Source organism: Streptomyces sp. 351MFTsu5.1, from assembly GCF_000383655.1.
GTDB lineage: Bacteria > Actinomycetota > Actinomycetes > Streptomycetales > Streptomycetaceae > Streptomyces > Streptomyces griseorubiginosus.
The window spans coordinates 181440-207650 of sequence record NZ_KB911779.1 but is presented as its reverse complement, the minus strand read 5'-3'; the positions used below and the strand labels follow the sequence as shown (position 1 = coordinate 207650).

The 26211-nt window shown below is 72.6% G+C and carries 24 protein-coding genes; 14 read left to right on the top strand and 10 right to left on the bottom strand.

Annotation, left to right across the window (positions count from 1 at the left end):
* Positions 1-391: 391 nt before the first annotated feature.
* Both H295_RS0112945 and H295_RS0112940 read right to left on the bottom strand, forming a co-directional pair.
* On the bottom strand, positions 392-814 hold the full coding sequence (locus tag H295_RS0112945; RefSeq protein ID WP_028809311.1) for a hypothetical protein: 423 nt from the start codon (positions 812-814) through the stop codon (positions 392-394).
* Entirely contained in the window at positions 807-5420 is a 4614-nt protein-coding gene (locus H295_RS0112940) for an RICIN domain-containing protein (protein WP_020135786.1), read from the bottom strand. The genes H295_RS0112945 and H295_RS0112940 overlap by 8 nt, the downstream gene beginning before the upstream one ends.
* Positions 5421-5853: 433 nt before the next feature.
* Between H295_RS0112940 and glmS the strand changes: the two genes are divergently transcribed.
* Positions 5854-7701, top strand: coding sequence for a glutamine--fructose-6-phosphate transaminase (isomerizing) (gene glmS, locus H295_RS0112935; protein ID WP_078616639.1), 1848 nt, complete (start codon positions 5854-5856; stop codon positions 7699-7701).
* Between the two features lie 13 nt (positions 7702-7714).
* Here the strand turns inward: glmS and H295_RS0112930 are convergent, their stop codons facing one another.
* From H295_RS0112930 to H295_RS0112915, 4 genes are read right to left on the bottom strand one after another with little or no spacing between them, the layout of a single operon-like run.
* Positions 7715-9325: a M16 family metallopeptidase gene (locus H295_RS0112930; protein ID WP_020135784.1), complete on the bottom strand. Its 1611-nt coding sequence runs from the start codon at positions 9323-9325 to the stop codon at positions 7715-7717.
* Between the two features lie 16 nt (positions 9326-9341).
* Positions 9342-10313, bottom strand: a complete 972-nt coding sequence (locus tag H295_RS0112925) for a hypothetical protein (RefSeq protein ID WP_020135783.1) — start codon at positions 10311-10313, stop codon at positions 9342-9344.
* 33 nt (positions 10314-10346) lie between these two features.
* A complete protein-coding gene (locus H295_RS0112920; protein WP_020135782.1) occupies positions 10347-10535 on the bottom strand; it encodes a DUF397 domain-containing protein in 189 nt (62 codons plus the stop codon).
* A gap of 7 nt (positions 10536-10542) precedes the next feature.
* Positions 10543-11376 (bottom strand): helix-turn-helix domain-containing protein, encoded by an 834-nt coding sequence (locus tag H295_RS0112915; protein ID WP_020135781.1) that lies wholly within the window; start codon positions 11374-11376, stop codon positions 10543-10545.
* Positions 11377-11550: 174 nt separating this feature from the next.
* Between H295_RS0112915 and H295_RS0112910 the strand changes: the two genes are divergently transcribed.
* Entirely contained in the window at positions 11551-11952 is a 402-nt protein-coding gene (locus H295_RS0112910; RefSeq protein ID WP_020135780.1) for an ATP-binding protein, read from the top strand.
* Positions 11953-11961: 9 nt separating this feature from the next.
* Here H295_RS0112910 and H295_RS0112905 read toward each other — a convergent pair whose 3' ends face one another.
* The gene (locus tag H295_RS0112905; RefSeq protein ID WP_020135779.1) at positions 11962-12585 is read right to left on the bottom strand and encodes a histidine phosphatase family protein; all 624 of its coding nucleotides are present in this window, start codon (positions 12583-12585) and stop codon (positions 11962-11964) included.
* Positions 12586-12685: 100 nt separating this feature from the next.
* On the opposite strand from H295_RS0112905, the gene H295_RS0112900 reads away from it, so the two are divergent.
* On the top strand, positions 12686-13057 hold the full coding sequence (locus H295_RS0112900) for a holo-ACP synthase (protein WP_020135778.1): 372 nt from the start codon (positions 12686-12688) through the stop codon (positions 13055-13057).
* A gap of 40 nt (positions 13058-13097) precedes the next feature.
* Here H295_RS0112900 and H295_RS0112895 read toward each other — a convergent pair whose 3' ends face one another.
* Positions 13098-13724: a TOPRIM nucleotidyl transferase/hydrolase domain-containing protein gene (locus tag H295_RS0112895; protein ID WP_028809310.1), complete on the bottom strand. Its 627-nt coding sequence runs from the start codon at positions 13722-13724 to the stop codon at positions 13098-13100.
* 97 nt (positions 13725-13821) lie between these two features.
* Between H295_RS0112895 and H295_RS0112890 the strand changes: the two genes are divergently transcribed.
* The 6 genes from H295_RS0112890 (at position 13822) to H295_RS47505 (ending at position 19422) form a co-directional block, all read left to right on the top strand.
* A complete protein-coding gene (locus H295_RS0112890; protein WP_106960832.1) occupies positions 13822-15261 on the top strand; it encodes an NAD(P)H-hydrate dehydratase in 1440 nt (479 codons plus the stop codon).
* Between the two features lie 104 nt (positions 15262-15365).
* Positions 15366-16016, top strand: a complete 651-nt coding sequence (locus H295_RS0112885; RefSeq protein ID WP_020135775.1) for a M23 family metallopeptidase — start codon at positions 15366-15368, stop codon at positions 16014-16016.
* A 74-nt stretch (positions 16017-16090) separates the two neighbouring features.
* A complete protein-coding gene (alr, locus tag H295_RS0112880) occupies positions 16091-17260 on the top strand; it encodes an alanine racemase (RefSeq protein ID WP_020135774.1) in 1170 nt (389 codons plus the stop codon).
* 87 nt (positions 17261-17347) lie between these two features.
* Positions 17348-18601 (top strand): alpha/beta fold hydrolase, encoded by a 1254-nt coding sequence (locus tag H295_RS0112875; RefSeq protein ID WP_020135773.1) that lies wholly within the window; start codon positions 17348-17350, stop codon positions 18599-18601.
* Entirely contained in the window at positions 18573-19079 is a 507-nt protein-coding gene (gene tsaE / locus H295_RS0112870) for a tRNA (adenosine(37)-N6)-threonylcarbamoyltransferase complex ATPase subunit type 1 TsaE (RefSeq protein WP_020135772.1), read from the top strand. The genes H295_RS0112875 and tsaE overlap by 29 nt, the downstream gene beginning before the upstream one ends.
* A gap of 166 nt (positions 19080-19245) precedes the next feature.
* A complete protein-coding gene (locus H295_RS47505) occupies positions 19246-19422 on the top strand; it encodes a hypothetical protein (RefSeq protein ID WP_020135771.1) in 177 nt (58 codons plus the stop codon).
* A 25-nt stretch (positions 19423-19447) separates the two neighbouring features.
* On the opposite strand, the gene H295_RS0112860 is transcribed toward H295_RS47505, so the two are convergent.
* Positions 19448-20017: a hypothetical protein gene (locus tag H295_RS0112860; RefSeq protein ID WP_020135770.1), complete on the bottom strand. Its 570-nt coding sequence runs from the start codon at positions 20015-20017 to the stop codon at positions 19448-19450.
* Between the two features lie 118 nt (positions 20018-20135).
* Between H295_RS0112860 and tsaB the strand changes: the two genes are divergently transcribed.
* Genes tsaB through H295_RS0112840 form a run of 4 tightly spaced genes read left to right on the top strand, consistent with a single transcriptional unit; the run spans position 20136 to position 22660 of the window.
* On the top strand, positions 20136-20792 hold the full coding sequence (tsaB, locus tag H295_RS0112855) for a tRNA (adenosine(37)-N6)-threonylcarbamoyltransferase complex dimerization subunit type 1 TsaB (RefSeq protein ID WP_020135769.1): 657 nt from the start codon (positions 20136-20138) through the stop codon (positions 20790-20792).
* Complete coding sequence (gene rimI, locus H295_RS0112850; protein ID WP_020135768.1) at positions 20789-21295, top strand: ribosomal protein S18-alanine N-acetyltransferase; 507 nt, start codon at positions 20789-20791, stop codon at positions 21293-21295. Before tsaB ends, rimI begins: the two co-directional genes overlap by 4 nt.
* Positions 21288-22412, top strand: a complete 1125-nt coding sequence (tsaD, locus tag H295_RS0112845; protein ID WP_020135767.1) for a tRNA (adenosine(37)-N6)-threonylcarbamoyltransferase complex transferase subunit TsaD — start codon at positions 21288-21290, stop codon at positions 22410-22412. Before rimI ends, tsaD begins: the two co-directional genes overlap by 8 nt.
* Positions 22409-22660: a hypothetical protein gene (locus tag H295_RS0112840; RefSeq protein WP_020135766.1), complete on the top strand. Its 252-nt coding sequence runs from the start codon at positions 22409-22411 to the stop codon at positions 22658-22660. Before tsaD ends, H295_RS0112840 begins: the two co-directional genes overlap by 4 nt.
* A gap of 33 nt (positions 22661-22693) precedes the next feature.
* Here the strand turns inward: H295_RS0112840 and H295_RS0112835 are convergent, their stop codons facing one another.
* Positions 22694-24991 (bottom strand): glycoside hydrolase family 3 N-terminal domain-containing protein, encoded by a 2298-nt coding sequence (locus H295_RS0112835; RefSeq protein WP_020135765.1) that lies wholly within the window; start codon positions 24989-24991, stop codon positions 22694-22696.
* Between the two features lie 132 nt (positions 24992-25123).
* Here H295_RS0112835 and H295_RS0112830 point away from each other — a divergent pair, with 132 nt between their 5' ends.
* A complete protein-coding gene (locus tag H295_RS0112830) occupies positions 25124-26188 on the top strand; it encodes a LacI family DNA-binding transcriptional regulator (RefSeq protein ID WP_028809309.1) in 1065 nt (354 codons plus the stop codon).
* Positions 26189-26211 lie beyond the last annotated feature (23 nt).

The window sequence follows — 26211 nt, the reverse complement described above, 5'->3', positions numbered from 1 at the left end:
GCCTCGTTCCTGGCCGCAGCGGATGCAAGGGGAGTCGGACGTCTTCGGGTGACCGGTCGCCGACGGGTCGGGGCGGGTACGGGAACCAGGGGTGACCGGGCGCGGGCGGGCTCCGGCCGGGGGCGACGACCTGCGCGATCGCCCGTCCCGTGAGGGCCGCGGGCGGAACCGTGATCGCCTCGGCCGGGAAGTACCCCGGGGGGTGTCTGCGATAGGCCTCGTTCGGCAGGATCGTCGGCAGTCCGGCGGCATGACCATCGTGCCAGTGCGGCAGATCGGTTCCGGACGCCGTCGAGGAGCGCGCCGCCGGAGACATCGGTCTCCCGTCATGCGCGGCGGGCCCTCGCCGAAGCCGGTACAGCTCGGCTTCGGCGAGGGCCCGCCGGTCGGATCAGGGCTGGGAGCCCGTGACCCGGACCAGACTTCCATGGGTGTGGCCGTCCGGTACCTCGACCTGGAACCCCGCTGAGGTGAGGATGCCGACAAGGGCCTCGCGCATGGTCCTGACCACGGTGGTGTGGTGGCGGACGACCGAAGGCGGATTCGAGTAGTCGATTTCCTCCGCGAACAGGTCGAGAGCGGCGGTGCTCAGTTCGGCGTCGGTGTTCCAGTCCACGTACACCCCGCCATCCACATGGCGTGTCGCGTACACCTTTGCCCCTGGCTGTCCGTGGGGACCGTCGCCGAGGTCGCTCCGGTGAACGGGAAATCCGGCGCGGGCCAGTTCACGGCACACCTTGTCAGCCAGTGTGCTGCGCTTGGCGACGACTCCCGGAGGAACTTGGGGAGGCAGGCCGGATTCGGGTTCACTCATGTGCATCTTCCTCCGCAGCCCGCTGACCTTCTGTCTTGGAACGTGCCAGCCCCCTGCCGTCGGCCCGCCTGACGTACTGGTCCAGCAGCTCCCGTGCCGCTTCCGCGTAGTCGGGGTGGTAGGGGACCGACCAACTGACGGGTGTGCCCGGCGGGAGGGCGTCGTCCAACTCCGAGGCGCAGACGGGGCAGGGCTTGCGTTCCGTGTACAACCCCTTGATCTTGCTGAAGTCGACCTTCTCCGCTCTCAGCATGTCAAGGATCTGCGTCTCCGAGTGACCGTTGAAGCCGCTGCTGGCGTACACGTAGCCGACCTTCTGGCCCTTCCAGCCCTCCACCATCGCGACAGCGACGTTGTGGTCCCCCTCGTAGAATCCGGAGTCCTTCCTGAACTGGTACGCCCGGCGGCTGAGGTCGTCGCTGTTGTAGCGCACGATCCCCGTGGGGCATCCCTCGGCGGCCGTGGCCGCTCGTGAGAGCAGGGGGGTTCGGACCTTGACGCAGGTCTCGACGAATTCATCGAGTCCCTTGACCCCGATCGAGAGGGCCACGTCCTCGGCCAGGCCGAGGGTACGGAGGGCCTGGTAGGCCTCGGTGAAGCCGATACCGGTCCGCGCGGCCGCGTCCACCGCCCTGACCGCGTCCGCGATGGGACGGAGGATCTTGCCCGCGAAGAGGCTGGCGACGTCCACGGCCGCCCAGGCGCAGCCGGTCCAGTTGCCCCCCGAGATGCCGGGGGTGACCTTCTTGATGCAGTTGATCCAGCTGCCGAAGAGGATGTCGATCGGGTCGATGTTCTCCTGGTACTCGGCGATCGTGATGGTGTGCGTGACCTCGGTGGAGAGTTCCTTGGTCGGGTATTCGCCGAGGTAGACCGTCGCACCGGTGGGGCACATGTACCGCTGCGGGTCCATGTCCTGCGCCGTGCACATGTACAGGTCGAGGACCGCCTTGAACCGGATCTTCGAGGTGATCGTGCAGTCGCCCTTGTAGGCGAGCTTGTCGATCCAGCCGTCACAGCCGCCCGTCTTCTTCACGACCTCCGGATCGCCGACCTTCTCGATGTGGTCGACGGTGTAGAACATGCCGCCGATGAGCGCGCCGGTCTCGTCGGGGACGGTTCCCGCCTCGATCTGGTCCGCGTGGCCCTGTCGCTCGGTCCGGTCGGCTGCGGCCTGAGCTTCGTCGGCGTACCTGTCCGCGTCCTTGGCCGCCTCCTCCGCCTCCGTCGCCGCCGCGTCCGCGCGGTCGGCTGCGGCTCGGGCGTCCTTGGCCGCCTGTTCGGCCTCCGTCGCGGCCGCGCGTGCCGCCGCCGCGTCCAGGGCGGCCTGGTCGGCCGCCGCTCGGGCGGCGGAGGCGTAGCCCTCGGCGCGGCCGGCTGCCGCGTCGGCGGCTGCCGCGTCCTCGGTGGCCTGGCGGTCGTACTCGGTCGTGCGGGCCAGCGACTGGGTGGCCTTGGCGGCCGCTTCCGCCGCGTCGGCCGCGTAGCCCAGCGCCTCCTTGGCGTAGCCGCGGGCGTCCCGCGCGTAGCCGGCGGCCTTGGCCGCGTGCTGGAGGGCCTCCTTCGCGTCGGCCGACGCCTGGTCGGCGATGACCTGGGCGGCGGCGGCCTCCTCCTGCGCGTTCTTCGCGTGGGCGTCGGCCACCGCCTGCTGCTGCTCGGCGATGGTCTTCGAGGCCTGCCCGCTCAGGACGACCAGGGAGGCCGCCGCGTCGGTGGTGACATAGGGCGAGCCCAGCTGGATCGCGTCGTTCGCGGGGGCCGCGACCTGTTCGGCGGACTTCGCCGCGTCCACGGCCGCCTGGGCGGTGACGTGGGCGAAGCCGAGGGACCTGGCCGCGGCGACACGGGCGTTCGCGGCCTCCTTGAGGGCCTCGTTCGCGTGAGACCTGGCCTCCTTGGCGTGCGCCTCCGCCTCGTCGGCCAGCTTGACGGCCGTCTTCGCCTCCTCGGCGGCGTGTGCGGCGGCCTTCACGGCGTCGGCAACCGCCGCGGTCGCGGTGCGTACGGCGGCGTCGGCCTTCAGCTTGGCGGCCTGGGCGGCGTCCGAGTCGGCGCGCGCCCGCTTGGCGGCGGCCTCGGCACGGGTGGCGGCCGCGTCCGCCTCGGCGGCGGCACGCGTGGCGGCGTCGGCGGCGGAGCGGGCGTTGGCCGCGGCCGTCTCGGCGGCGTCCGCCTGCCGGTCCGCCTCGTCGGCGGCGGCCCGGGCGGCGGTAGCCGCGTCGCCGGAGTCCAGCGAGTCGGCGTAGGCGCCCTTGGCGTCGGCCTTGGCGCGGGCCGCGTCGGCCTTCTGCTCGGCGTCCCAGGCGTCGTCCCGCTTGGCCTTGGCCTTGTCGCGGGCCCCGACCGCGTCGTCCCGCCTGCTCTGGGCGGTCCGCTCGGCGGACTCGGCCCTGTCCTTGGCGTCGTTCGCCTTCGATGCCTCGCTCTGGGCGGTCTGCTTGTACTGGTTCGCCTCCGCCTGCCTGGCCTCGGCGGTCTCCTTCTCCTTCTTCGCGGTGGCTTCCTCGGCCTCGGCCGCGAGACGTCGGGCGTGCGCCTCGGCGGCGGCTGCCTTGGCGTCGCCCTCCGCGTTCAGGGCCTCGGTGAGCTTGGCCTCCGCGGTCTCCTTGTCCTTCTTGGCGTTGTCGCGGTGGACCTTGGCCGCGTCGGCGGCGGCCTTCGCCTGGAGTTCGGCCTTGGCGGCGGCCTCCTTGCGGAACTCCGCCTTGACCTGCGCGGCCTGCGCGAGCGCCCGCTGGGTGATGGTCGCGCTGTCCGCGGCGGCGGCCCGCGTGGCCGCCTCGGCGGTCTCGCCGGCCTTCACCATCGCCGTGAGGGCGGCGACGGCACCCTTGGTGACCTGCGCCTTCTGCTGTCCTACGAGCAGTCCACGGCCCCGGGGCGCACCCTGACCGTCCGCGATCGTGTACGCGGCCTGCTCTGCGGTGTCGGAGGCGGTGGCCGCCTTCTGTGCGGCGGCGAGCTGGCTCTTCACGGCGGCGAGCTTGTTCGCCGCGGCGGCCTGCGCCTTGGCGATGTTGGCCTTGGCCTTGGTGAACTGGGCGGCAGGCGGCACGGTCCCGGTGTGCCCGGACGGCTTGACCGTGACCTTCTGCGGGGTCCCGCCGGAGCAGGTCCACAGCCGGGTGTCCTGGCCGCTGTCGTAGGTCGCGAGGTCCAGGCACTTTCCGGTGCCGACGTTCTTCAGCGGGGTGGCGGCGCGGACGTTGTACTCCCAGGTCTGCGCCGGGGAGCCGCTGCACGTCAGCAGCTGGATCTTCGTGCCGTTCGCGGAGTTGTTGCCGGCCACGTCCAGGCACTTGAGGGACTTGACGTTGCGCAGGTGCAGGCCCTTGTCGTCGCCCTCGACCCGCCACTGCTGTCCGGCCGCGCCGTTGCAGGTGTAGATCTGGACGACCGTGCCGTTGGCCGTGCCGCCGCCCGCCGCGTCGAGGCACAGGCCCGACTTGCCGGTGACTCCGATGGTTGTCGGCGCGTCACCGATCCAGCCGACGCCGCCGTCGGACCAGTAGTCCTGCCAGCGGGTGAGGCGGTCGGCGGCCCAGGACTGGCCGAGCAGGTCGCCGAGCGCCTTGGAACCGGCGGCGAGGGCCGCGACGGTGTCCTTGTTGGCAGTCAGGATCTGGTTGCGCTGGGTGGCCTGGGAGGCGATCTCCTGCTGCCACTCGGCGGCCGCGGTGGCGGTGGCGTCGGAGAGCACGCCGTTCGGGTCGAGCGGGTCACGCCAGGCGCAACCCGCGAAACGGGACTTGAGGTTCTCGACGGCGATCCGGTACTCGGCGCTGTCGGACGCGGGGGCGGTCCGGGGGAAGCCGCCGGACTCCAGGAAGATCCGGGCGTCGTCGGCACCCGCGTTGGTCCCCGGACCGCCGTGCATCCACTCGAAGGCGCTGCGTTCGGCGAGGGCGCGGTTCCATTCGCCTGTCGGCAGGCTCGGGTCCGGAGCCGTGCCGTAGAGCGGGGTGCCCAGGGCGTCGACGGCGTTGAGTGTCTTGCCGTCGGCGCTGGGCGTCGCGTCCTTGTAGAAGTCGTCGTCGTCCTGCCAGAACCGGTCGGAGATCCACTTGGTCAGGCCGGTCTGGCCGTAGAAGCTCTGCTGTCCGTCGTTGTTGGTGCCGGGCGGCCAGTGGAAACCGGTCTCGGTGAATCCGGCCGGGGTGGTCAGTCCCTCGACGGGCACCTTCCAGGCGTCCCGGAGGGCGTTGATGGAGTCGAGTTCCCGGGCCGAGGAGTCGCGGTCCTTCTGGTACGCCGTCGCCAGCGGCGTCTGCTCCCAGTGGGCCCGGTCGGCCAGGGTGTGCAGCCTGTCCTGCGGCTGGTTGAGCGCGTCCTGGGCGGTGGCGGCCATGGAGGTCCCGCCGAGGCGCAGGACGTCGGTCATCAGGCACTGGTCCTGCCGGAGCTGCTCGGCGGCGGTGTCCTGGTACCAGGGATAGCTGTCACTCGCGGGGGTGGCGTCCCGTCCGATGTCCTGGACGACAGGACCCGAACCGACGGCTATGCCGACGAGGAGCGCGGTGGCGAGTACGGGCGGGAGGAGCCGGGCGGTCGCCCGGACGGCGATCCGTCCCGTTCTCGTGGGCGGACTGGGTCTGAGGCGCATGTGTACCCCCTGTCGGGGGGAAATCCGCGAATCGGCCAGGGCGGACTCGCGTGCGCAGGCTCTGCGGCCATGCCTGCGCGACCCCCGTGGCGGCGACGCTGTTCCCCCGGTCGCTGGCGTGAAATGGGCGCCGACAGGCTGGTCATGGCCCAGTCAAGCGCGCGCCACTTTAGGCAGCTGATGGGTGGTTCCGGCAAGAACTTTCGGCCAGCGGATCGACGGTGGCGCGAAGTCGTCGGTGGCCTTCGGGCGGCTGTGTGCCGATGCGGGTTCCACTGCGCACTGGAGTGTTCTGTGGTGCTCCCGTGGATTACCTGTGCGCGTACGAGGCCCCGGACGGCAAAGTTGGCTGGATTGCGCCCCCGGCCGCAATATCCGAAACCGGGCACCAAGTGCCGTGTCCCGTCGCCCTCCGCCCCCTAGGCTGCCCCGCATGTGCGGAATCGTGGGATACGTGGGGGCGCAGTCGGCGCTCGATGTCGTGATGGCCGGGCTGAAGAGACTGGAGTACCGGGGGTACGACTCGGCGGGGGTCGCCGTGCTGGCGGACGGGGGGCTGGCCGCGGCCAAGAAGGCCGGGAAGCTGGTGAATCTGGAGAAGGAGCTGGTCGATCGGCCGTTGCCGTCGGGGCCCACCGGGATCGGGCACACGCGGTGGGCGACGCACGGCGGGCCCACGGACGCCAACGCGCATCCGCATCTGGACAACGCCGGCCGGGTGTCCGTCGTCCACAACGGGATCATCGAGAACTTCGCCGCGCTGCGGACCGAGCTGGAGGAACGGGGGCACACCCTCGCCTCCGAGACGGACACCGAGGTCGTCGCGCATCTGCTCGCCGAGGAGTTCTCCGCCACCGCCGACCTCGCCGAGGCCATGCGGCTGGTGTGCCGACGGCTGGAGGGCGCGTTCACGCTGGTCGCGGTGCACGCCGACGAGCCGGACGTGGTCGTCGGCGCGCGGCGGAACTCCCCGCTCGTCGTCGGGGTCGGCGAGGGGGAGGCCTTTCTTGCCTCCGATGTCGCCGCCTTCATCGCGCACACGCGGTCGGCGATCGAGCTGGGGCAGGACCAGGTCGTGGAGCTGCGGCGGGACGGCGTGACCGTCACCGGGTTCGACGGGCGGCCCGCCGACGTCCGCTCCTACCACGTCGACTGGGACGCCTCCGCCGCCGAGAAGGGCGGCTACGACTACTTCATGCTCAAGGAGATCGCCGAGCAGCCCAAGGCGGTCGCCGACACCCTGCTGGGCCGGATCGACGCGGCCGGCTCGCTGAGCCTGGACGAGGTGCGGATCCCCACCGCCGAGCTGCGGGAGGTGGACAAGGTCGTCATCGTCGCCTGCGGTACCGCCTTCCACGCGGGCCTCATCGCCAAGTACGCCATCGAGCACTGGACCCGTATCCCCTGCGAGGTGGAGCTGGCCAGCGAGTTCCGCTACCGGGACCCGATCCTGGACTCCCGGTCCCTCGTCATCGCCATCTCCCAGTCCGGGGAGACCATGGACACCCTCATGGCGCTGCGGCACGCCCGTGAGCAGGGTTCCAAGGTGCTGGCGATCTGCAACACCAACGGGTCCACGATCCCCCGGGAGTCCGACGCCGTGCTGTACACGCACGCCGGGCCCGAGGTCGCCGTGGCGTCCACGAAGGCGTTCCTGACCCAGCTCGTGGCGTGCTACCTGGTCGCGCTGTACCTCGGCCAGGTACGCGGGACCAAGTGGGGCGACGAGATCTCCGCCGTGATCCGGGACCTGTCGCACATCTCCGGCGAGGTCGAGCGGGTGCTGGAGACCATGGAGCCGGTACGGGCGCTGGCGCGGTCGCTGGCGGACAAGAACACCGTGCTGTTCCTCGGACGGCACGTCGGCTACCCGGTGGCCCTCGAAGGCGCGCTCAAGCTCAAGGAACTCGCCTACATGCACGCCGAGGGCTTCGCGGCGGGCGAGCTGAAGCACGGGCCGATCGCGCTGATCGAGGAGGACCTGCCGGTCGTGGTCGTGGTGCCGTCGCCGCGGGGGCGGTCGGTGCTCCACGACAAGATCGTGTCGAACATCCAGGAGATCCGGGCCAGGGGCGCGCGGACCATCGTCATCGCGGAGGAGGGGGACGAGACCGTGGTGCCGTACGCCGACCACCTGATCCGGATCCCGGCCACCCCGACCCTGCTCCAGCCGCTGGTGGCGACCGTGCCGTTGCAGGTGTTCGCCTGCGAGCTGGCCACCGCCCGCGGCAACGAGGTGGACCAGCCGCGGAACCTGGCGAAGTCGGTGACGGTCGAGTAGAGCCGGGACGCCGTCACTTCCTCCGGCCGGCCCGCAGGAGCCGGGTCATGAGCGACTCGCCCCTTACGGTGCTCTTGCGGGTGCCGGCGGGCGGCCGGGGGACCGCACCCTCGCGCGGCTGAGGGATCTCCGCCGCGGGGCGTGCGGGCAACGGGACGATCGCGGCGGGCGGAACGGACTTGTCCAGCACGGCGATCCGCTCGGCCGTGACATCCCCGAACAGGGTCGGCTCCACGATCACCTGGAACCCGTCGAGGCCGATCAGACACCGGCCCCCGTCGGGGCGGGTGGTCATCGCGGCACACGCGTCGTACCGCACGGTGACCAGACCCGCCGGCGTAGACAGGGTCACGCCCGCGGCCCCGATGATCAGCGTGACGTCGTCGTCCTCCAGGGACGGGTGCAGGGTGCCGGAGACCCCGGACGGTGAGAAGTGGGGGGCCTGGGTGAGACCCGCCCAGTCGGCCCCCGCGCCCGGCACCTGGAGCAGCCCGCCGTCCCACGCCTCGCGGGCGACCCCGCGCAGATCCTCGACCGTGACCGCCCGCAGTTCCTCCCGGTACTGATCGGGAGTCAGGATCCGGTGGCCGGTCAGCAGGCTCAGCGCGTACGACGGCAACAGGGCCGCGCCCAGGTCGGGGACGTCGTAGCGCTTGAGCAACTTGCCGCGCGCGGAGTCCAGTTCGGACTGCTCGATGCGGCCCGCGCGCAGCCGGGCGAACGCGTCGACGAACCCGCCGACCGCCGCGTCCTGCTTCTGCGGCAGCGCGTCGGCGTACGCGGTGACGGTGGCGAAGTCGGCGTCGCGCGGGGAGCAGTCGGCCTCCGCCGAGTACGAGTAGCCGCCCTTCTGCCGCAGGTCCTGGAAGAGGGCGCGGCCCAGCACCTCGGCGAACACGGAGGCCGCGGTGGAGCGGCGGACGACGGAGGTGAAGACGACATGGCCGTCCTCGCCGTGCAGCCAGGCGGGGGTGACGGGGAGCGTGCTGGTTACGGGCGGGGTGGGGAAGCGGCGGCCGGCGGGCAGGGTGAGGTCCAGGCCGTCCGGGACGCGGTCCGCGGTGAGGAACAGGACGGCGTTGTCCCGGGTGAAGCGGGTCTCGGCCCAGTCGCGCACCTGGTCGGCGGTCAGGCTCCAGGTGCCGAACTCGTCCTGGCTCCCCAGGCCGTAGCCCTGGGCGCCGTAACGCCACAGCGGCATCCGGGACAGCGGACCCTTGCCGCGGCCGCCCGCCTCGGTGCGCAGGATCTCCTTCTCCGTCTCCATCCGGCCCATCGGGAGGTCACGCAGGGCCGCGCACACGCCGTTGAGATACGTGACGACCTCGTCCTCGTCGCCCGTGACGTGGAAGAGCGTGTACGTGATCGCCGTGGCGCCGTTGTAGTGCAGGTCGGACAGGCCCAGGTGGTGCAGCGCGAGGTGCTCGACGAGGTGGGTGATGCCCCTGGTGGGCAGGGTCTCGTCGGCGTGGCCGACCCGGAAGGTGAGACCGGCGGTGATCCGGCGGTCGGAACTCGGGGCGAAGAGGGTGGGGATGCCGTGCACGGTGGTGCGGCGGACGAAGCCGTCGAGTGCGTCGAGGCCGTCGGTCGCCGGGACGGTCGGGTGCTCCTGTGCGGTCATGTCGGTGTCCCCTCCCTCAGTGCGTCGCCTGAGCTGCGGTCGCGCGGTACTCCGTGAACCGGGTCCTCCAGTCGGGCACGTTCCGCCAGACCGACTCCGACACCGTGTCGCCCAGGGCGGCGAAGTGCGGGGCGGCGTCGACGACATGGCCGCCGAGGGAGAAGGCCAGGGCGAAGGTGCTGTGGCTGTCGGTCCAGTGCCAGTCCCGGCGGTGGTCCGGGTGCAGGACGGACACGCGGGCGGCGCGGAGCAGTTCGTCGCGGACGGTCGTGCTCCGCAGGTACTCGTCGGCTTCCGCACCCTCCAGTGCGGTCCAGTGCGCGAGGTGGGCCTCGGCGACCAGGACACCGGCGTGCGATGCGTCCGGCGCGGCGCTCGCGCACTCCTCGGCGAAGCCGTGCGCGGCCTCCCAGGATCCGTCCCCCTCGGGGCACAGGTGCCGCAGCAGGAGGGACTGCGCGCGTATGTGGTGCGGGTGGTGCTCCGCCAGCCGGTCGTAACGCCGCCGCGCCTCGGACTGCCCGAGCCCCAGCCCACGGGCCGTCCCCAGCCGGGCCGTCCACGCGGGGACGCACGCGGGCTGCTCCGCGCACACCTCGATCAGCAGCAACTCCGCCTTGCACAGCCGCTCGTGGCACTGCTGAGCGGCGTCCCACGAGACGCTCTCGGCGGGGCCGCGGCCGCGGGCGCGCCAGCCGAGGTGGATGTACCGCTCGGCGAGGAGCGTGCGGGGGAGGGGGTCGGCGGGCCGGTCCTGCACCGCCTTCTCCAGGAACCACTCGGTCCGCTCGACCCCGGCGAGGAGCGCGGCGGCGAGCGAGAGGTTTTCGGCCCCGGCTGCTTCGTCCGTGGCGATCCCCTCGAAGAACGCCCGCACGGCCGCCCAGTCCCCGTCCCACGCGGCATCCCGGAGCGGGACGAGCGCGGGCACGGCGTCGAAGGGATCGGTGACGAGGGGTCTCGGCCCGTCGTCGGTGCTGTCGCCCATACGGCGGAGGCTAGCAGGAGGGGTTACGCGGGGTTACCGGGTTTCGGGGGTGCGCTTGAGGGCGTCTAGGAAAGTGGTGAAGGCGGGGGTGGGAAGGGTGAGGGTGGCTCGGGTGGGGGTTTTGGAGTCGCGGATGGATACGTGGGTGGGGGAGGTGGATATCTCGACGCATTCGTTGCCGTCGCCCTCGCCCGAGTAGGAGGACTTCTGCCAGTGGTCCATGGGGGGCTCACAGCTCCTTTGCCAGCCGGTGGATGAAGTCGCGGGACTCGTTCGGTTCGAGTGATACGGCCTCCACCATATGGAAGCGGGTGCGGTAGATGGAGAGTTGTGCCTCGGAATCGATGAGGACCGCACCATGAGGCGCGTCTCGCACCACGGTGTCCAGCCTGGGCAGGGCGCCGCCCGCGTACGTCATCGTGCTGGAAGCGACGAAGCCGTCCAGGTCGAAGGGGATGGCGCGCAAGGTGACGTGGTCCGCTTCCGAGAGCTCGAGAAGCCGTGCGAGCTGTGCCTTTGAGGTGGCGCGGTCTTTGACCCTGATGCGAAGGGCCGCCTCATGGATCAGCGCCTGGTACGGGATGGTGATCTGCTGGCGCGCCTTTCGGTGCTGGATGCGCAACTCCAGCTCCTCATCGGGCAGTTCGGGCAGCCTGGACGAGAAGACGGCACGGGCGTAGTCCTCCGTCTGCAACAGGCCCGGCACGTACAGGACGGCCACGTGGTGCAGGAACCGGGCATGGTGCTCCAGCTCGGACAGGTCGAGGAAGGGGGTGGGCAGCAGGCCCCGGTACTCCTCCCACCAGCCGCGTGTCCGGTCGGTGGCCATCGAGATCAGGGCATCGATGAACTCCTGGTCGGTGCAGGCGTAGTGGGAGGCGAGGCGGCGCACCCGTTGCTCGCTCACGCCGCTGATGCCGAATTCGATGTGGGTGATCTGAACCCGGTTCACCCCCAGCAGCGCCGCGGCTTCGATGGTGGTCAGCCCTGCGGCTTCACGGAGCCTTCGGAGTTCGATACCGAGGCGCATCTGCCGTGCGGTCGGTTCGCGCCTCTGGACCATCTACCACTCCTCGTTCGGGGTCGGTTTCCCTGATCGCCTTGCTCCGACACACATGTTACTCCTACTCTCGGTGACGCAACGCTCACTCTGCGGAAGTGCACCGCTCCGTCCTGCCATGACGGCCGCGGCACCGCCACCGCACCCAACCCCCGCTCACCGATCCGGAGTTGACCCATGTCCTCAGCCGACCCCTGGGAGTACACGCTGTACATCCCCAACGACCTCCGAGCCGTCACGGTCGCCCGCAGAACCCTCCGTCTCGTCCTGACGATGCACGGCTTGATCCGCCTGGTGGACACCGTGGAGCTGCTCGCGGCGGAGTTGGTCTCCAATGCCGTACGGCATACGAAGGGTCCGGCCGCGCTGCGGGTGCGGTGGGCGGCGGGGGTGTTGCGGATCGGGGCGTGGGACGCGGATCCCGAACCTCCGCCGCCGCCGGGTGAGTTGGAGGTGCTGGGGGAGGAGGGGAGGGGGCTGGCATTGGTCGCGGCGTGTGCGGATCTGTGGGGGTGGCAGCCGTTGGCCAGGCACGGCAACCGGGGCAAGTACGTGTGGTGCGAGCTGGCCGCTGCCTGAACGAGGGCGTCAGACGTGGGACTCGGGCGGGAAGCCGGTCCAGCGCAGGTCGGCGGGCAGGTGGCGCATGTCGTTGGTGACGAGGACGGCGGGAGCCCGGTCGGGCGGGTAACGGATTACCGTGAGCGCCGCGTTGGCGTGGTTGAGGCCGAGCCAGCGCCACTTGGGGGCGTGCAGGGCGTCCCGCACGAGCCAGGCGACGAGGAAGTTGTGGGTGACGACCAGCTCGTGCCGGTCCTCGTCGCCGTCGACCGGTCCGGTGAAGAGGTCGAGCGCCTGGTCTGCCAGCACGGCACCGAGCTCACGCTCCTCGTCGGTGGTGCCGGCGAGGAAACGGAGGTAGAAGTCGGCGGATGCGGAGGGGAGTTCGTCGGCCGGGGGAACGTAGGGGACGTAGTCGCCGGCGACGTCCGAGGCGAGCAGGGGGACGTTCGTCAGCTGCTCGTGGACCAGGCGGGCGGTCTGCGCTGCCCGAGGCAACGGGCCGTGGTGAACGGCCGTCAGCGGGACACTCTGAAGCCGCCGACCGAGCAGCACGGCCTGCTGCCGACCCACCTCGGTCAACCCGCTCTCATCCGTCAGCGCCTCACCGTGCCGGGCGAGGTAGAGGTAGCGGGTGGCTCCGCCGGTCATCTCAGGCTCCTCCGCGCATCACGCCGGTGATGGTGATCATGCACATCGACGGACGCGCCATTCCCGACCCCCGGTTCCCGCGTGATCGTAAAGTGCCCGCATGAGCATCATCGGGGTAGGTATCGACGTCGCCGAGATCGACCGGTTCGCCGCGTCGTTGGAGCGGACGCCGGGGCTGGCGCAGCGGTTGTTCGTGGACGGTGAGTTGCTGCTGCCCAGTGGGGAGCGGCGGGGAGTCGCCTCGCTCGCCGCCCGGTTCGCCGCCAAGGAGGCGCTGGCCAAGGCGCTCGGGGCGCCGGCCGGGCTGTACTGGACCGATGCCGAGGTGTACGTCGAGGACAGCGGACAGCCCCGGCTCCGGGTGACCGGGACCGTGGCCGCGCGGGCCGCCGAACTCGGGGTGCAGTCCTGGCACGTGTCGCTCAGCCATGACGCGGGGGTCGCCTCGGCGGTGGTGATCGCGGAGGGGTGACGGCCCCCCGGAACAACAGCACCCCCTCACCCGCCCCTCCCTACCCGCCCCCCACCGCCCCGAACAACTCCTCCAGCGGCGCCGGCACCCGGTCCACGTCCAACGCCTCGACCAGCAGATGGCCGTAGCGGATCTTGCGGCCCTTCTTCGTGCCCAGGAAGCGGCGCAGCTGCTGGTCCCGGGGGCGGCCGTGCTGTGCGGGCTGGGAGAGGAAGGTCTGCCAGGGGCGCAGATCGCCGTCCGCCTCGACGATCTCCTCGACCCGCGCCGTGCCCAGCGCGCGGATCAGCTCGTCCTCCAGGTCCGCCACGCACACGAAGTACACCGCGTCGGACGCGCCCGCCCGCTGGAGGCCACGCTCGTAGAAGGGCTCCTCGCGGACATCGCACAGGCCCGTCAGACGCAGGTCCAGGCCCGGCGGTCCGAGTACCGCGGCGAAGCGGGCGATGCTCATCGCGCCGCCCATCGACACCGCGGCCACCCCCTCCGCGGCCAGGTCCCGGCCTCGCCGTGCCGCCAGCGTCTCCACGGCCGCCAGATCGCTCGGGCCCTCCAGCAGCACGGCCGCCCGCACCCCCAGTCGCCGGGCCAGTTCACGCGCCGCCTCGCCGGAACCCCCGTTCGCCCAGTCGCCCACCGCGTCCCGGAACGCCCCCATGTCTGCCATGCGCCGAGTCTGCACCCCCGGTCCGGGCGACGGCACGGAATATCCGGGTACCACGAGAGGCAGCCGGGATCACGGAAGGAAGGGGAGACTCGGACCCATGCGAACTGCGTACAGCGTGGAGACGGTCAGGGCGGCCGAGCGGGAGCTGATGGCCCGGTTGCCGCAGGGTGCGCTCATGCAGCGGGCGGCGGCCGGGCTCGCGGCGGCCTGCGCGGACCTGCTGGGGCGGGTGTACGGCCGTCGGGTCGTGCTGCTCGTCGGCAGCGGTGACAACGGCGGGGACGCCCTCTACGCGGGCGCGCGCCTCGCGCGGCGCGGGGCCGGGGTCACCGCCGTGCTCCTCGCGCCCGAGCGGGCCCATGCCGGGGGGCTCGCCGCCCTGCGCCGAGCCGGTGGGCGAATCGTCAACGCCGACAATGCCGAGGCCGCGATCCGGGACGCCGACCTCCTCCTCGACGGCATCGTCGGGATCGGCGGGAAGGGCGGGCTGCGGCCCGACGCGGCACGCCTCGCCGCCGTCGCCGACAGCGCGCGCTGTGCCGTCGTCGCCGTGGATCTGCCGAGCGGGGTCGACGCCGACACCGGGGAGGTGCGGGGGGCCGCCGTGCGGGCCGACCTCACCGTCACCTTCGGGACGCACAAGCCGGGGCTGCTGGTCGATCCGGCACGCGAGTACGCCGGGTCCGTACGGCTCGTCGACATCGGCCTGAGGGCTGTGCTGCCCCCCGAGCCCGTCCTGGAGTCCCTCCAACACGCCGACGTACGACGGCTGTTGCCGGTGCCGTCCGGAGAGAGCGACAAGTACCGGCGCGGTGTCGTCGGCATCGCCGCCGGATCCGCGCGCTATCCCGGGGCCGCCGTGCTCGCCGTGGCCGGGGCGCTGCGCGGCGGCGCGGGGGCCGTGCGGTACGTCGGGCCCGCCGGGGACGCCGTGCTCGCCCGCTTCCCCGAGACCCTCGTCTCCGACCGGGGGCCGAAGCAGGCCGGGCGGGTGCAGGCCTGGGTGGTCGGGCCGGGGGCCGGGGACGACGCCTCGGCGGTCGGCGAGGTGCTGGCCTCGGACGTGCCCGTGCTCGTCGACGCGGACGGGCTGCGGCTCGCCGACCGGGCCGCCGTACGCGCGCGGACCGCGCCGACCCTCATGACCCCGCACGCCGGAGAGGCCGCCGCGCTCCTCGGGGTGCCCCGGGAGGAGGTCGAGGGGGCCCGGCTGGCCGCCGCGCGGGAACTCGCCGCCCGCTACGACGCGACCGTGCTGCTCAAGGGCTCGACCACGCTCGTCGCCGACACGGGCGGCGGGACCGTACGCGTCAATCCGACCGGGACGGCCTGGCTGGCCACGGCCGGCAGCGGAGACGTGCTGTCCGGTCTGGCGGGCTCCCTGCTGGCGTCGGGGCTCGGCGCCCTGGACGCCGGCAGCACGGCCGCGTACCTGCACGGGCTGGCCGGACGGTTCGCGGCCCACGGGGCGCCGGTGGGGGCGCACGACGTGGCCGAGGCGGTGCCGGAGGCCTGGCGGGACGTGACGGAGGTGTGAGCGCGGGGCGGCAAATGGACGACGGGCCCCGAACTACTACCTGATGGGACCAATACCGCTCGGCCGAATATGCGGCGCCGAAAGAGCGATGTTTCGCTGGCCGCATGGATGAGCCAAATATACGCGGCACCACCCGGCGTGAGTGGCTGGGCGGAGCGGCAGTCGTTCTGGGGAGTCCCGTTCTCGGTTTCCGTGAGGACTCCCCGGATCCCCCCAACCCCCCTGATACGTCGGCGGAGGAGCCCCAAGGCACCTGCGCCGGCGACGAGTACGACGAGGAATTCGAGAAACTGCTGGAGGCCGCCGACGACGTCGAGGTCGGTGACACCGACCGCGCCCTCGCCCCGGCCAAGTGGAGCAGACCCATCCGCAAGCGAGCCCGGGTGACGATGCGTTACCGGGTGCGAGGCAACTGGCTGGTGGGATACCACACCGGAGTGGATCTTGCCGTTCCCACGGGAACCCCGGTTTACGCGGTCGGCACCGGCACCGTCGTCCTGGCCAGCTGGTCGGGGTCGTACGGGAAGGCCGTGACGATCAAGATGAGCGACTCCCGGTACGTCGTCTACGGCCACCTCTCGCGCATCTCGGTCACCCGCGGTGCCAAGGTCAAGGCCGGCACCCGCCTCGGCAGCAGCGGTGCCACCGGGCGGGCCACCGGCCCGCACCTGCACTTCGAGGTGCGCGCCAAACGCGGGTACGGCTCGGACATCGACCCGGTGAAGTACCTGGCCCGGCACGGTCTGATCCTCTGACACCCGCATTCGAGGGCGTCCTGGGGGACGTGCTCACCGGTGGTGCCGGTCGCCTCTGAGACACTGGGGGCGCCATGAACGAGACAGCCACCGCCCCGACCGCACCGCTCCGCGCCCGAGCCGAGATCGACCTGGCCGCGCTGCGGGCCAACGTGCGGACCCTGCGCGCCCGCGCGTCCGGGGCCGCCCTCATGGCGGTGGTCAAGTCCGACGCGTACGGCCACGGCGCGGTGCCCTGTGCCCGCGCCGCGGTCGAGGCGGGTGCCGAGTGGCTGGGCACCGCCACCCCGGAGGAGGCCCTCGCGCTGCGCAGCGCGGGTCTGCCGGGGCGGATCATGTGCTGGCTGTGGACCCCCGGCGGGCCCTGGCGGGAGGCGATCGAGGCCGACCTCGACGTGTCCGTCAGCGACCTGTGGGCGCTGCGTGAGGTCGCCGACGCGGCCCGCGCGGCGGGCCTGCCCGCGCGCGTGCAGCTCAAGGCCGACACCGGGCTCGGGCGCGGCGGCTGCCAGCCCGGCGAGGACTGGGCAGAGCTGGTCGCCGAGGCCCTGCGCGCCCAGTCCGGGGGACTCCTGCGTGTCACCGGCCTCTGGTCCCACTTCGCCTGCGCCGACGAGCCCGGTCACCCCTCCATCGCCGCCCAGCTCGCCCTCTTCCGGGAGATGGTGGCGTACGCCGAGGGCCAGGGCGTCACCCCCGAGGTCCGGCACATCGCCAACTCGCCCGCCACCCTCACCCTCCCCGAGAGCCACTTCGACCTGGTCCGCACCGGGATCGCGCTCTACGGCATCTCGCCCAGCCCCGACCTCGGCGCCCCCGCCGACTTCGGACTGCGCCCGGTGATGACGCTGTCGGCGTCGATCGCCCTGGTCAAGCGCGTCCCGGGCGGCCATGGCGTCAGCTACGGCCACCGCTATGTGACGCCCGGCGAGACCACCCTCGGACTCGTTCCCGTCGGCTACGCGGACGGCGTCCCCCGGCACGCCTCCGGGGCCGGCCCGGTCCTGGTCGACGGCAAGTGGCGTACGGTCGCCGGGCGGATCGCCATGGACCAGTTCGTCGTGGACCTCGGCGGCGACGAACCGCCGGCCGGCACTCCGGCCGTGCTCTTCGGGCCCGGCGACGGCGGCGAGCCCACCGCCGAGGACTGGGCCCAGGCCGCGGGCACCATCGCGTACGAAATCGTGACGCGCATCGGAACCCGCGTTCCGCGCGTCTATGTGAACGAGGAACAAGCGGGGTAGTCGCACAGTGCGTGTCAGAACCACGCCTCGTGCCACACCCGTGTCACCCGACCCGGCGACACCCGACCCAGCGAACAGGAGCGGTACGTGAGCGAGAGCAGTGCGGAGGCCGTCGTGGACGCCGCCGCCACGGTGGCCCTCGCCTCCGCGGCGGGGGCGGGCGCCGGCTGGCGCCGGGCGACCGGGATCGCCGGCGCCGCGATAGGCGTGATCGCCGCGGGCGCCGCGGCGGGCGTCGCCGTCGAGCGGCTCACCGTCGGACGCGGCATGCGGCAGAAGGCCCGCCTCGCCCTCGACTCGGCCGGGCCGTACGGCGCGCTGCGCGGCACCCCCGGCAAGGCGTACGCCGACGACGGCACCGAGCTGTACTACGAGGTCGACGACGTGGACCCGCAGGCCGTGCCCGCGCTGTCGCCGCGCCGGCGCCGGCTGTTCGGACGCAAGGCTCCCGCCCCCGTCACCGTCGTCTTCAGCCACGGCTACTGCCTCAGCCAGGACTCCTGGCACTTCCAGCGGGCCGCCCTCAGGGGTGTCGTGCGGACCGTGCACTGGGACCAGCGCAGCCACGGCCGGTCCGGGCGGGGCGTACGGCAGGTGCAGGACGGGGTGCCGGTCGACATCGAGCAGCTCGGGCGGGACCTGAAGGCCGTCATCGACGCGACCGTCCCCGACGGACCGATCGTGCTCGTCGGGCACTCCATGGGCGGCATGACCGTGATGGCGCTGGCCGACCAGTTCCCCGAGCTGATCCGCGACCGGGTGGTCGCGGTGGCCCTGGTCGGCACCTCGTCCGGGAAGCTGGGGGAGGTCAACTTCGGGCTGCCGGTCGCCGGGGTGAACGCCGTACGGCGGGTGCTGCCGGGCGTCCTCAAGGCGCTGGGGCAACGGGCCGACCTGGTGGAGAAGGGGCGCCGGGCCACCGCCGACCTGTTCGCCGGGATCATCAAGCGGTACTCCTTCGCCTCCCGGGACGTCGACCCGGCCGTGGTGCGGTTCGCCGAGCGGATGATCGAGGGCACCCCGATCGACGTGGTCGCCGAGTACTACCCGGCGTTCGACAACCACGACAAGACCGCCGCCCTCGCCCACTTCGCCGACAAGCCGGTCCTCGTGCTCGCCGGAGTGGGGGACATGGTCACCCCCAGCGAGCACAGCGAGGCGATCGCCTCCCTGCTCCCCGAGGCGGAACTCGTCCTGGTCCCGGACGCCGGGCACCTGGTCATGCTGGAGCACCCGGAAGTGGTCACCGACCGCCTCGCCGACCTCCTCACCCGCGCGGGGGCCGTGCCCGCAGGGGCTACCGTTGGCGGTTATGGAAGCAGTACCGCGCAACCCGGTTGAGACCGAGCTGACCGTCACCTCCCCCGAGCAGATGCGCGAGCTGGGCCTGAAGCTCGCCAAGCTGCTGCGCGCGGGGGACCTGGTGATGCTCAGCGGGGAGCTCGGCGCCGGCAAGACGACCCTGACCCGCGGACTCGGTGAGGGACTCGGGGTACGGGGGGCCGTGACCTCGCCGACCTTCGTGATCGCCCGGGTGCATCCCCCGCTCGGGGACGGGCCGCCGCTCGTGCACGTCGACGCGTACCGCCTCGGCGGCGGGCTCGACGAGATGGAGGACCTCGACCTCGACGTGTCGCTGCCGGAGTCGGTGATCGTCGTGGAGTGGGGCGAGGGCAAGGTCGAGGAGCTGACCGACGAGCGGCTGCACGTGCAGATCCACCGGGCGGTCGGTGACACCACCGACGAGGTGCGGCACGTGACGCTGACGCCGGTCGGGGAGCGCTGGACCGCGGCCGACCTGAGCGTGCTCACGGCCTGAGTGCGGGGCCCGGCGCGTGGTCCGGCGCGGACGGGCGGTTTCCGTGAACGTTCCGACAACGCGTCGGCAAGATATTGCGTTCGGTGTCCCGTGCGTGGTCACATGGTACCCAGCCCGTAGTTAGGTGTGCCTAACTACGCCCGCCCCCGAACCTCAGGAGGCGTCCATGTCGGCCACCGAGAACCGGCCCCGGCAGCAGCCGTACGCGATCGTCGCGGGAGTGTCCATGCGCGATCTGCTGGCGTCCTGCGCGGCGGCGGAAGCCGTCTCCACCCCGCCACGGCTGCCCGACCCGGGGACCGGCGGCGAAGCCGTCGAGCGGGACCGGCCCAGGGCCGCCTGAGCCCTCCGGGCCCGACCTGCCGGGCTCAGCGGACCACGACGACCTGCGCGCCGATCATCGCGAAGGTCCACATCGCGTCGCCGTCCGCGCGGGACTCCCGGATGCCGCCCGTCCGCACGGTGCCGGTGCCGGCGAAGGGCGTCGCCTCCGGGGCGGGCGCCGCGTCCCGCACGGCCGCGCTGAAGCCGATGGCCACGCCGTCGACGTCGGAGGCGAAGCGGACCACGTGCTCGACGGGGATGCCGTCGGTGCCGGTGATCAGGTTGGACCGGGAGCTGACCGCGTAGACGCCGGGGGCGGGGTCGACGTTCCCCGGGGTGACCTCGAAGGTGCGGGTGACCGCGTCGCCCTGGCCCACCAGCCAGACCCGGTCGGAGTCCAGGGAGTACACGACGCGTGCGCCGGTGCCGGAGGCGGCGGGGAGAGCGGTGGGGTCCTTCTTGTGCTGCGGGACCTTCGAGGTGACTGCCATGGGGGTGCTGTCGGTGCGTGTCGTGCCGGGGGCGGTGGTGGAGGCCTGGTAGCCGAGGAGGCCGACCGTCGCGAGGGCCGCTGTGGTGAGGGCGGTTACGAAGCCTGCGCTGCTGGGTGCCACCGGTGACCTCTTGAGTATTTAGTCCTGATTTGTGGCGACGGTAGCAGCTTGAGGTCGTCCGCTGCGCCGAAGTCGGCCTGAGGCCGCCCCGCCCGCCCGGGAGCCGTAGGCTGTTCGCGTGCTGTTGCTCGCTCTGGATACCGCCACCCCTGCCGTGACCGTCGCCCTGCACGACGGGCGGGACGTTCTCGCCTCCTTCGCCCAGGTGGACGCCCGTCGGCACGGGGAACTGCTCCTCCCGGCCGTCGACCGAGTGCTCCGTGCGGCGGGGGTGAAGCTGGACGCCGTGACCGGGGTGATCGTGGGAACCGGTCCCGGGCCGTACACCGGACTGCGGGTCGGACTCATGACCGCGGACACCTTCGGGCTCGCCCTCGGGGTGCCCGTGCACGGGGTGTGCACCCTGGACGGGCTCGCCTACGCGGCCGACATCCCCGAGGGACCCTTCGTGGTGGCCACCGACGCGCGCCGCAAGGAGGTCTACTGGGCGCGGTACGAGGACTCCCGTACCCGAACCGGTGAACCCTCGGTCGACCGGCCCGCCGACATCGCCGAGCGGGTCGCCGGACTGCCCGCCGTCGGAGCCGGCGCGCTGCTCTACCCCGACACCTTCCCCGAGGCCCACGAACCCGAGCACGTCAGCGCCGCCGCGCTCGCCGCCCTCGCGGCCGAGCGGATCGCGGCCGGGGAGGAACTGCCCGCGCCCCGCCCGCTGTACCTGCGGCGGCCCGACGCCCAGGTGCCCAAGAACTACAAGGTGGTCACCCCGAAGTGACCACCCCCGTGAATCCCGTGCTGCGCGAGATGCGCTGGTGGGACATCGACCCCGTCCTGGAGCTGGAGCGCGACCTCTTCCCCGAGGACGCCTGGTCCCGGGGCATGTTCTGGTCCGAGCTGGCGCACTCGCGCGGGCCCGAGGCGACCCGGCGGTACGTGGTGGCCGAGGAGGACGGGCGGATCGTGGGGTACGCGGGGCTCGCCGCCGCCGGTGAGCTGGCCGACGTGCAGACCATCGCCGTCGCCCGTGACCACTGGGGGACCGGACTCGGGGCCACCCTGCTGACCGAGCTGCTGCGGGCCGCGACCGCCTTCGAGTGCGCCGAAGTGATGCTGGAGTGCCGGATCGACAACCTCCGCGCCCAGAAGCTCTACGAGCGCTTCGGCTTCGAGGGCATCGGCTTCCGGCGCGGCTACTACCAGCCGGGCAATGTGGACGCCCTGGTCATGCGACTGACCGACCCATCAACTTCCGTACGAGGAACCGAGATCAATGGCTGACGAACCGCTTGTCCTGGGCATCGAGACCTCCTGTGACGAGACCGGCGTCGGCATCGTCCGGGGGACCACCCTGCTGGCCGACGCCATCGCGTCCAGCGTGGACGAGCACGCCCGGTTCGGCGGTGTCGTCCCCGAGGTCGCCTCGCGGGCGCACCTCGAGGCGATGGTGCCGACCATCGAGCGCGCCCTGAAGGAGGCCGGGGTCTCGGCCAGGGACCTCGACGGCATCGCCGTCACCGCCGGTCCCGGACTCGCCGGCGCGCTCCTCGTCGGGGTCTCCGCGGCGAAGGCGTACGCCTACGCCCTCGGCAAGCCCCTCTACGGCGTCAACCACCTCGCCTCGCACATCTGCGTGGACCAGCTGGAGCACGGGGCCCTGCCGGAGCCGACGATGGCGCTGCTGGTCTCCGGCGGCCACTCCTCCCTCCTGCTGTCCACGGACATCACCTCCGACGTGCGGCCCATGGGCGCCACCATCGACGACGCGGCCGGCGAGGCCTTCGACAAGATCGCCCGGGTGCTGAACCTCGGCTTCCCCGGCGGCCCGGTCATCGACCGGTACGCGAAGGAGGGCGACCCGAACGCGATCTCCTTCCCGCGCGGACTGACCGGGCCCCGCGACCCGGCGTACGACTTCTCCTTCTCCGGGCTGAAGACGGCCGTGGCCCGCTGGATCGAGGCCAAGCGGGCCGCGGGGGAGGAGGTGCCGGTGCGGGACGTGTCGGCGTCCTTCCAGGAGGCGGTCGTGGACGTGCTGACCCGCAAGGCCGTGCGGGCCTGCAAGGACGAGGGCGTCGACCACCTGATGATCGGCGGCGGTGTCGCCGCCAACTCCCGCCTCCGGGCCCTGGCCCAGGAGCGCTGCGAGGCCGCCGGCATCCGGCTGCGGGTCCCGCGGCCCAAGCTGTGCACCGACAACGGCGCGATGGTCGCCGCGCTCGGCTCGGAGATGGTGGCCCGCGGCCGTCCGGCCTCCAGTTGGGACCTGTCCGCCGACTCCTCGCTCCCGGTGACCGACCCGCACGTCCCGGGCCACGACCACGACCATGTGCACGAGCTCGGCGGCTCGGGCCACGACCACGTGCACGAGGTCGGCGAGGGGAACCTCTACCCGTGACGGTCGCGTTGATGTGGGAGGCCCGGGCGGTCGACGGGCGCGGCGAGGACCTCCTCGCCTGGGCCCGCCGACAGGAGCTCCCGGCAATTCCGCTGCGCCGCGAGACCCTCCGGGCCCAGGGGGACCGCGTCCTGGTCATCACCTGGTGGGACGCGGCCCACGACGCCGAGCTGCCCGAACTCCCTGAGCCGGACAGCGAGTTGGTGGCACGGGCGGTGCACCGCTGGCGGTTCGAGTCGGTGGAGTGACGGCGGTTCGGGTGGGTGGGGCGACGTCGGTCGCTACGACACCTCCGTCTCGCAGCGCAGCCTGCGGTCCGCGCTCAACTCCCGTACCGGTCCCGTCAGATGCAGCCGTGCCGTGTGACGGGCCTCGGCGCTCGACGCGGAGAGCCGCAGTTCCAGGTCGCCCGGCTCCACGATCCTCCGGCCCGTGCGGTCGGTGAAGGCGGACAGGTCCGTGTGGAAGCGGAAGGTGACCCGGCGGGACTCGCCCGGGGCCAACTCCACCCGCCGGTAGCCGATCAGGCGGACGTCCGGGCGGGTCACCGAGGCGACCGGGTCGTGCAGATACAACTGGAGCACCTCGGCGCCCGCGCGGTCGCCGGAGTTGCGGACGGTGACGGCGAGGTCGTAGGAACCGTCGGTGGAGAGGTCCGGCGTCGACCCCTCGACGTCCTCCCACACGAACTCCGTGTAGGAGCGGCCGTGTCCGAAGGCGTACAGCGGGGTCGGGTCCAGGTTGCTGACCTCGCCCGCGAGGCCGAGCGGCGGCTGGAGGTAGGTCCAGGGCTGGCCGCCGGGCACCTGCGGGACGCTCACCGGGAGGCGGCCCGAGGGGTTCACCCGGCCCGAGAGGACCCCGGCGAGCGCCGGGCCGCCCTCCTCGCCCGGGAAGAACGCCTGGACGACCGCGCCCAGCCGGCCCTGCCAGCGGCCGAGCGCGTAGGGGCGGCCGGTGAGCAGGACGAGGACGACCGGGACGCCGGTCGCGACCAGGGCGTCCAGCAACTCGCCCTGGACGCCGGGGAGTCGCAAGTCCGTCACATCGCAGCCCTCGCCCGAGGTGCCCCGGCCGAACAGGCCCGCCCGGTCGCCGAGCACCGCCACGCAGACGTCCGCCTCGGCCGTGCGGGCCACCGCCTCCTCGAAGCCTCCGGTGTCCGGGTCGTCGACCCCGCAGCCCTCGGTGAACGTCACCTTGGCGTCCGGGAGTTCGGCGCGCAGGGCGTCCAGGACCGTCGGGATCTCGATGCCCGTCGGGACGTCCGGGTGGTGGGTGAGCACATGGGAGGGGAACGAGTAGCAGCCGAGCATCGCCAGCGCGTCGGCGGCGCGGGGGCCGACGACCGCGATCCGGGTGTCCGGGGCGAGCGGGAGCAGACCGTCCGGGTTGTCCAGCAGAACCACCGACTCCTCGGCGAGGCGGCGGGCCAGGGCCCGGTTCGCCGTCGAGTCGAGGTCGATGCGGCCGGTGGGCTCCGGGTCCCAGTCCTCGTCCAGCAGGCCCAGCTCGCACTTCTGGAGCAGAACCCGGCGGGCCGCCCGGTCGATCAGGTCCTCGGGGATCTCCCCGGCCCGGACCGCCTCGACGAGCGGACGGCCGTAGCACTTCACCGTCGGCAGTTCGACGTCCAGCCCCGCCTCCAGGGCCACGTGGGCCGCGCCCGCCTCGGTGCCGGCGACCCGGTGCTGGGTCTGGAGGAACCCGACGCCGAAGTAGTCGGCGACGACCGTGCCGGTGAACCCCCAGTCCCCGCGCAGGAGGGCGGTCAGCAGTCCGGGATCGGCGGAGGCCGGCACGCCGTCGGTGTCGGTGTACGCGGCCATCACCGAGCGCGCCCCGCCCTCGCGCAGCGCGAACTCGAAGGGCGGCAGGGTGATGTCGGCGAACTCCCGCACTCCGGCCCGTACCGGCGCGAGGTTCCGGGCGCCCGCCGAGGAGGCGTACCCGGCGAAGTGCTTGAGCGTGGCGACGATCCCGGCCCGCTCCAGACCCCGGACGTACGCGGCGCCGATCGTGCCCACCAGGTACGGGTCCTCGCCGATCGTCTCCTCGACCCGCCCCCAGCGCGGGTCGCGGACGACGTCCAGAACGGGGGCCAGGCCCTGGTGGACGCCGACCGTACGCAGGTCGCGGCCGATGGCGCCGGCCATCTCCTCGACCAGTTCGGCGTCCCAGCTCGCCCCCCAGGCGAGCGGGACCGGGTAGGCGGTCGCCCGCCAGGTGGTGAAGCCGGCCAGGCACTCCTCGTGGGCCAGCGCGGGGATGCCGAAGCGGCCCGCCTCCGCGATTCGGCGCTGGGCGCGGGCCAGTGCCTGCGCGCCCAGCGCCGGGTCCACGGGGGCGGTGCCGAAGGGGCGGGTCAGCTGGCCGAGACCCCGGGTGATCAGCTCGTCCCAGTCGTACTCGGCGGTCATCTCGCGTTGCAGGGGAGCGACGCCGTCCCCGTCCGCGCTGGCGCCCACCCACACGCCGTACAGCTGGGCGGTCTTCTCCTCCAGGGTCATCCGGGAGAGCAGGTCGTCGACGCGGGCGGCGGCGGTCAGGGCGGGGTCACGCCAGGGCGCGGTGGTCATGTAACTCCTGTCGGGCTCGACTGTCGGGTCGACGACCTTCGCGAATGTTTCGATGTTAAATCCGAATGTTTTGGGAACCTAGGGCCGTCAGGAGGGTTCGTCAAGAGGTCGCGCAGGGATACGATCGCCGCCATGACACCCCCGGAGCCCGCTGAAACCCGGACGACTTCCCCTGCGGTGGGGCGGTCGCAGCAGACCGCGACCCTCGCCGAGATCGCTCGGGAGGCCGGCGTATCGGCACCGACAGTTTCGAAGGTCCTCAACGGCCGGGCCGATGTCGCGCCCGCGACCCGTGCCCGCGTCGAGGACCTGCTGCGCGCGCACGGCTATCGGCGCCGACGCGCCGAGGCGAGCCGTTCGCCCCTGATCGACCTGGTCTTCCACGAGCTGGAGAGCGCATGGGCGATGGAGGTGATCCGGGGTGTGGAGAACGTGGCCCGGGACGCCGGGCTCAGCGTGGTGCTGAGCGAGAGCGCGGGACGGCTCACCCCCGGCCGTACCTGGGCCGACCAGGTCGCCGCCCGTCGCCCCTACGGCGTGGTCCTCGTGCTGTCGGGGCTCGACGAGTCCCAGCGCGCGCTGCTGGGCAGCAGGTCGATCCCGTTCGTGGTGATGGACCCGGCCGGCGATCCGGGCGCCGACGTGCCCTCGATCGGCGCCACCAACTGGCAGGGCGGGCTCGCCGCCACCCGGCACCTGGTCGACCTCGGGCACCGGCGGATCGGTGCGATCACCGGGCCCTCCCGCATGATGTGCAGCCGCGCCCGCGTCGACGGCTACCGGGCCGCCCTGGAGACCGCCGGGCTGCCCGTCGACCCCGGGCTGATCATGGCCGGCGACTTCCACCACGAGACCGGCTACCGCCGGGGCCTGGAACTGCTGCGCCGCCCGGACCGGCCGACCGCGGTCTTCGCCGGCAACGACCTCCAGGCGCTCGGCCTGTACGAGGCCGCGCGCGAGCTGGGGCTGCGCATCCCGGAGGACCTGAGCGTGGTCGGGTTCGACGACCTTCCGGTGGCGCGCTGGGTGGGTCCGCCGCTGACGACCGTACGGCAGCCGCTGACCGAGATGGCCGAGGCCGCCGCCAAGCTGGTCCTCGACCTGGGTCGCGACACCGGCACCCCGGCGGCGACCCGGGTGGAACTGGCGACGAGCCTGGTGGTTCGCAGCAGCACGGGGTCGCCTCCGGCGGGGTGAGCGGGAGGAGTGGGGTGGCGTGA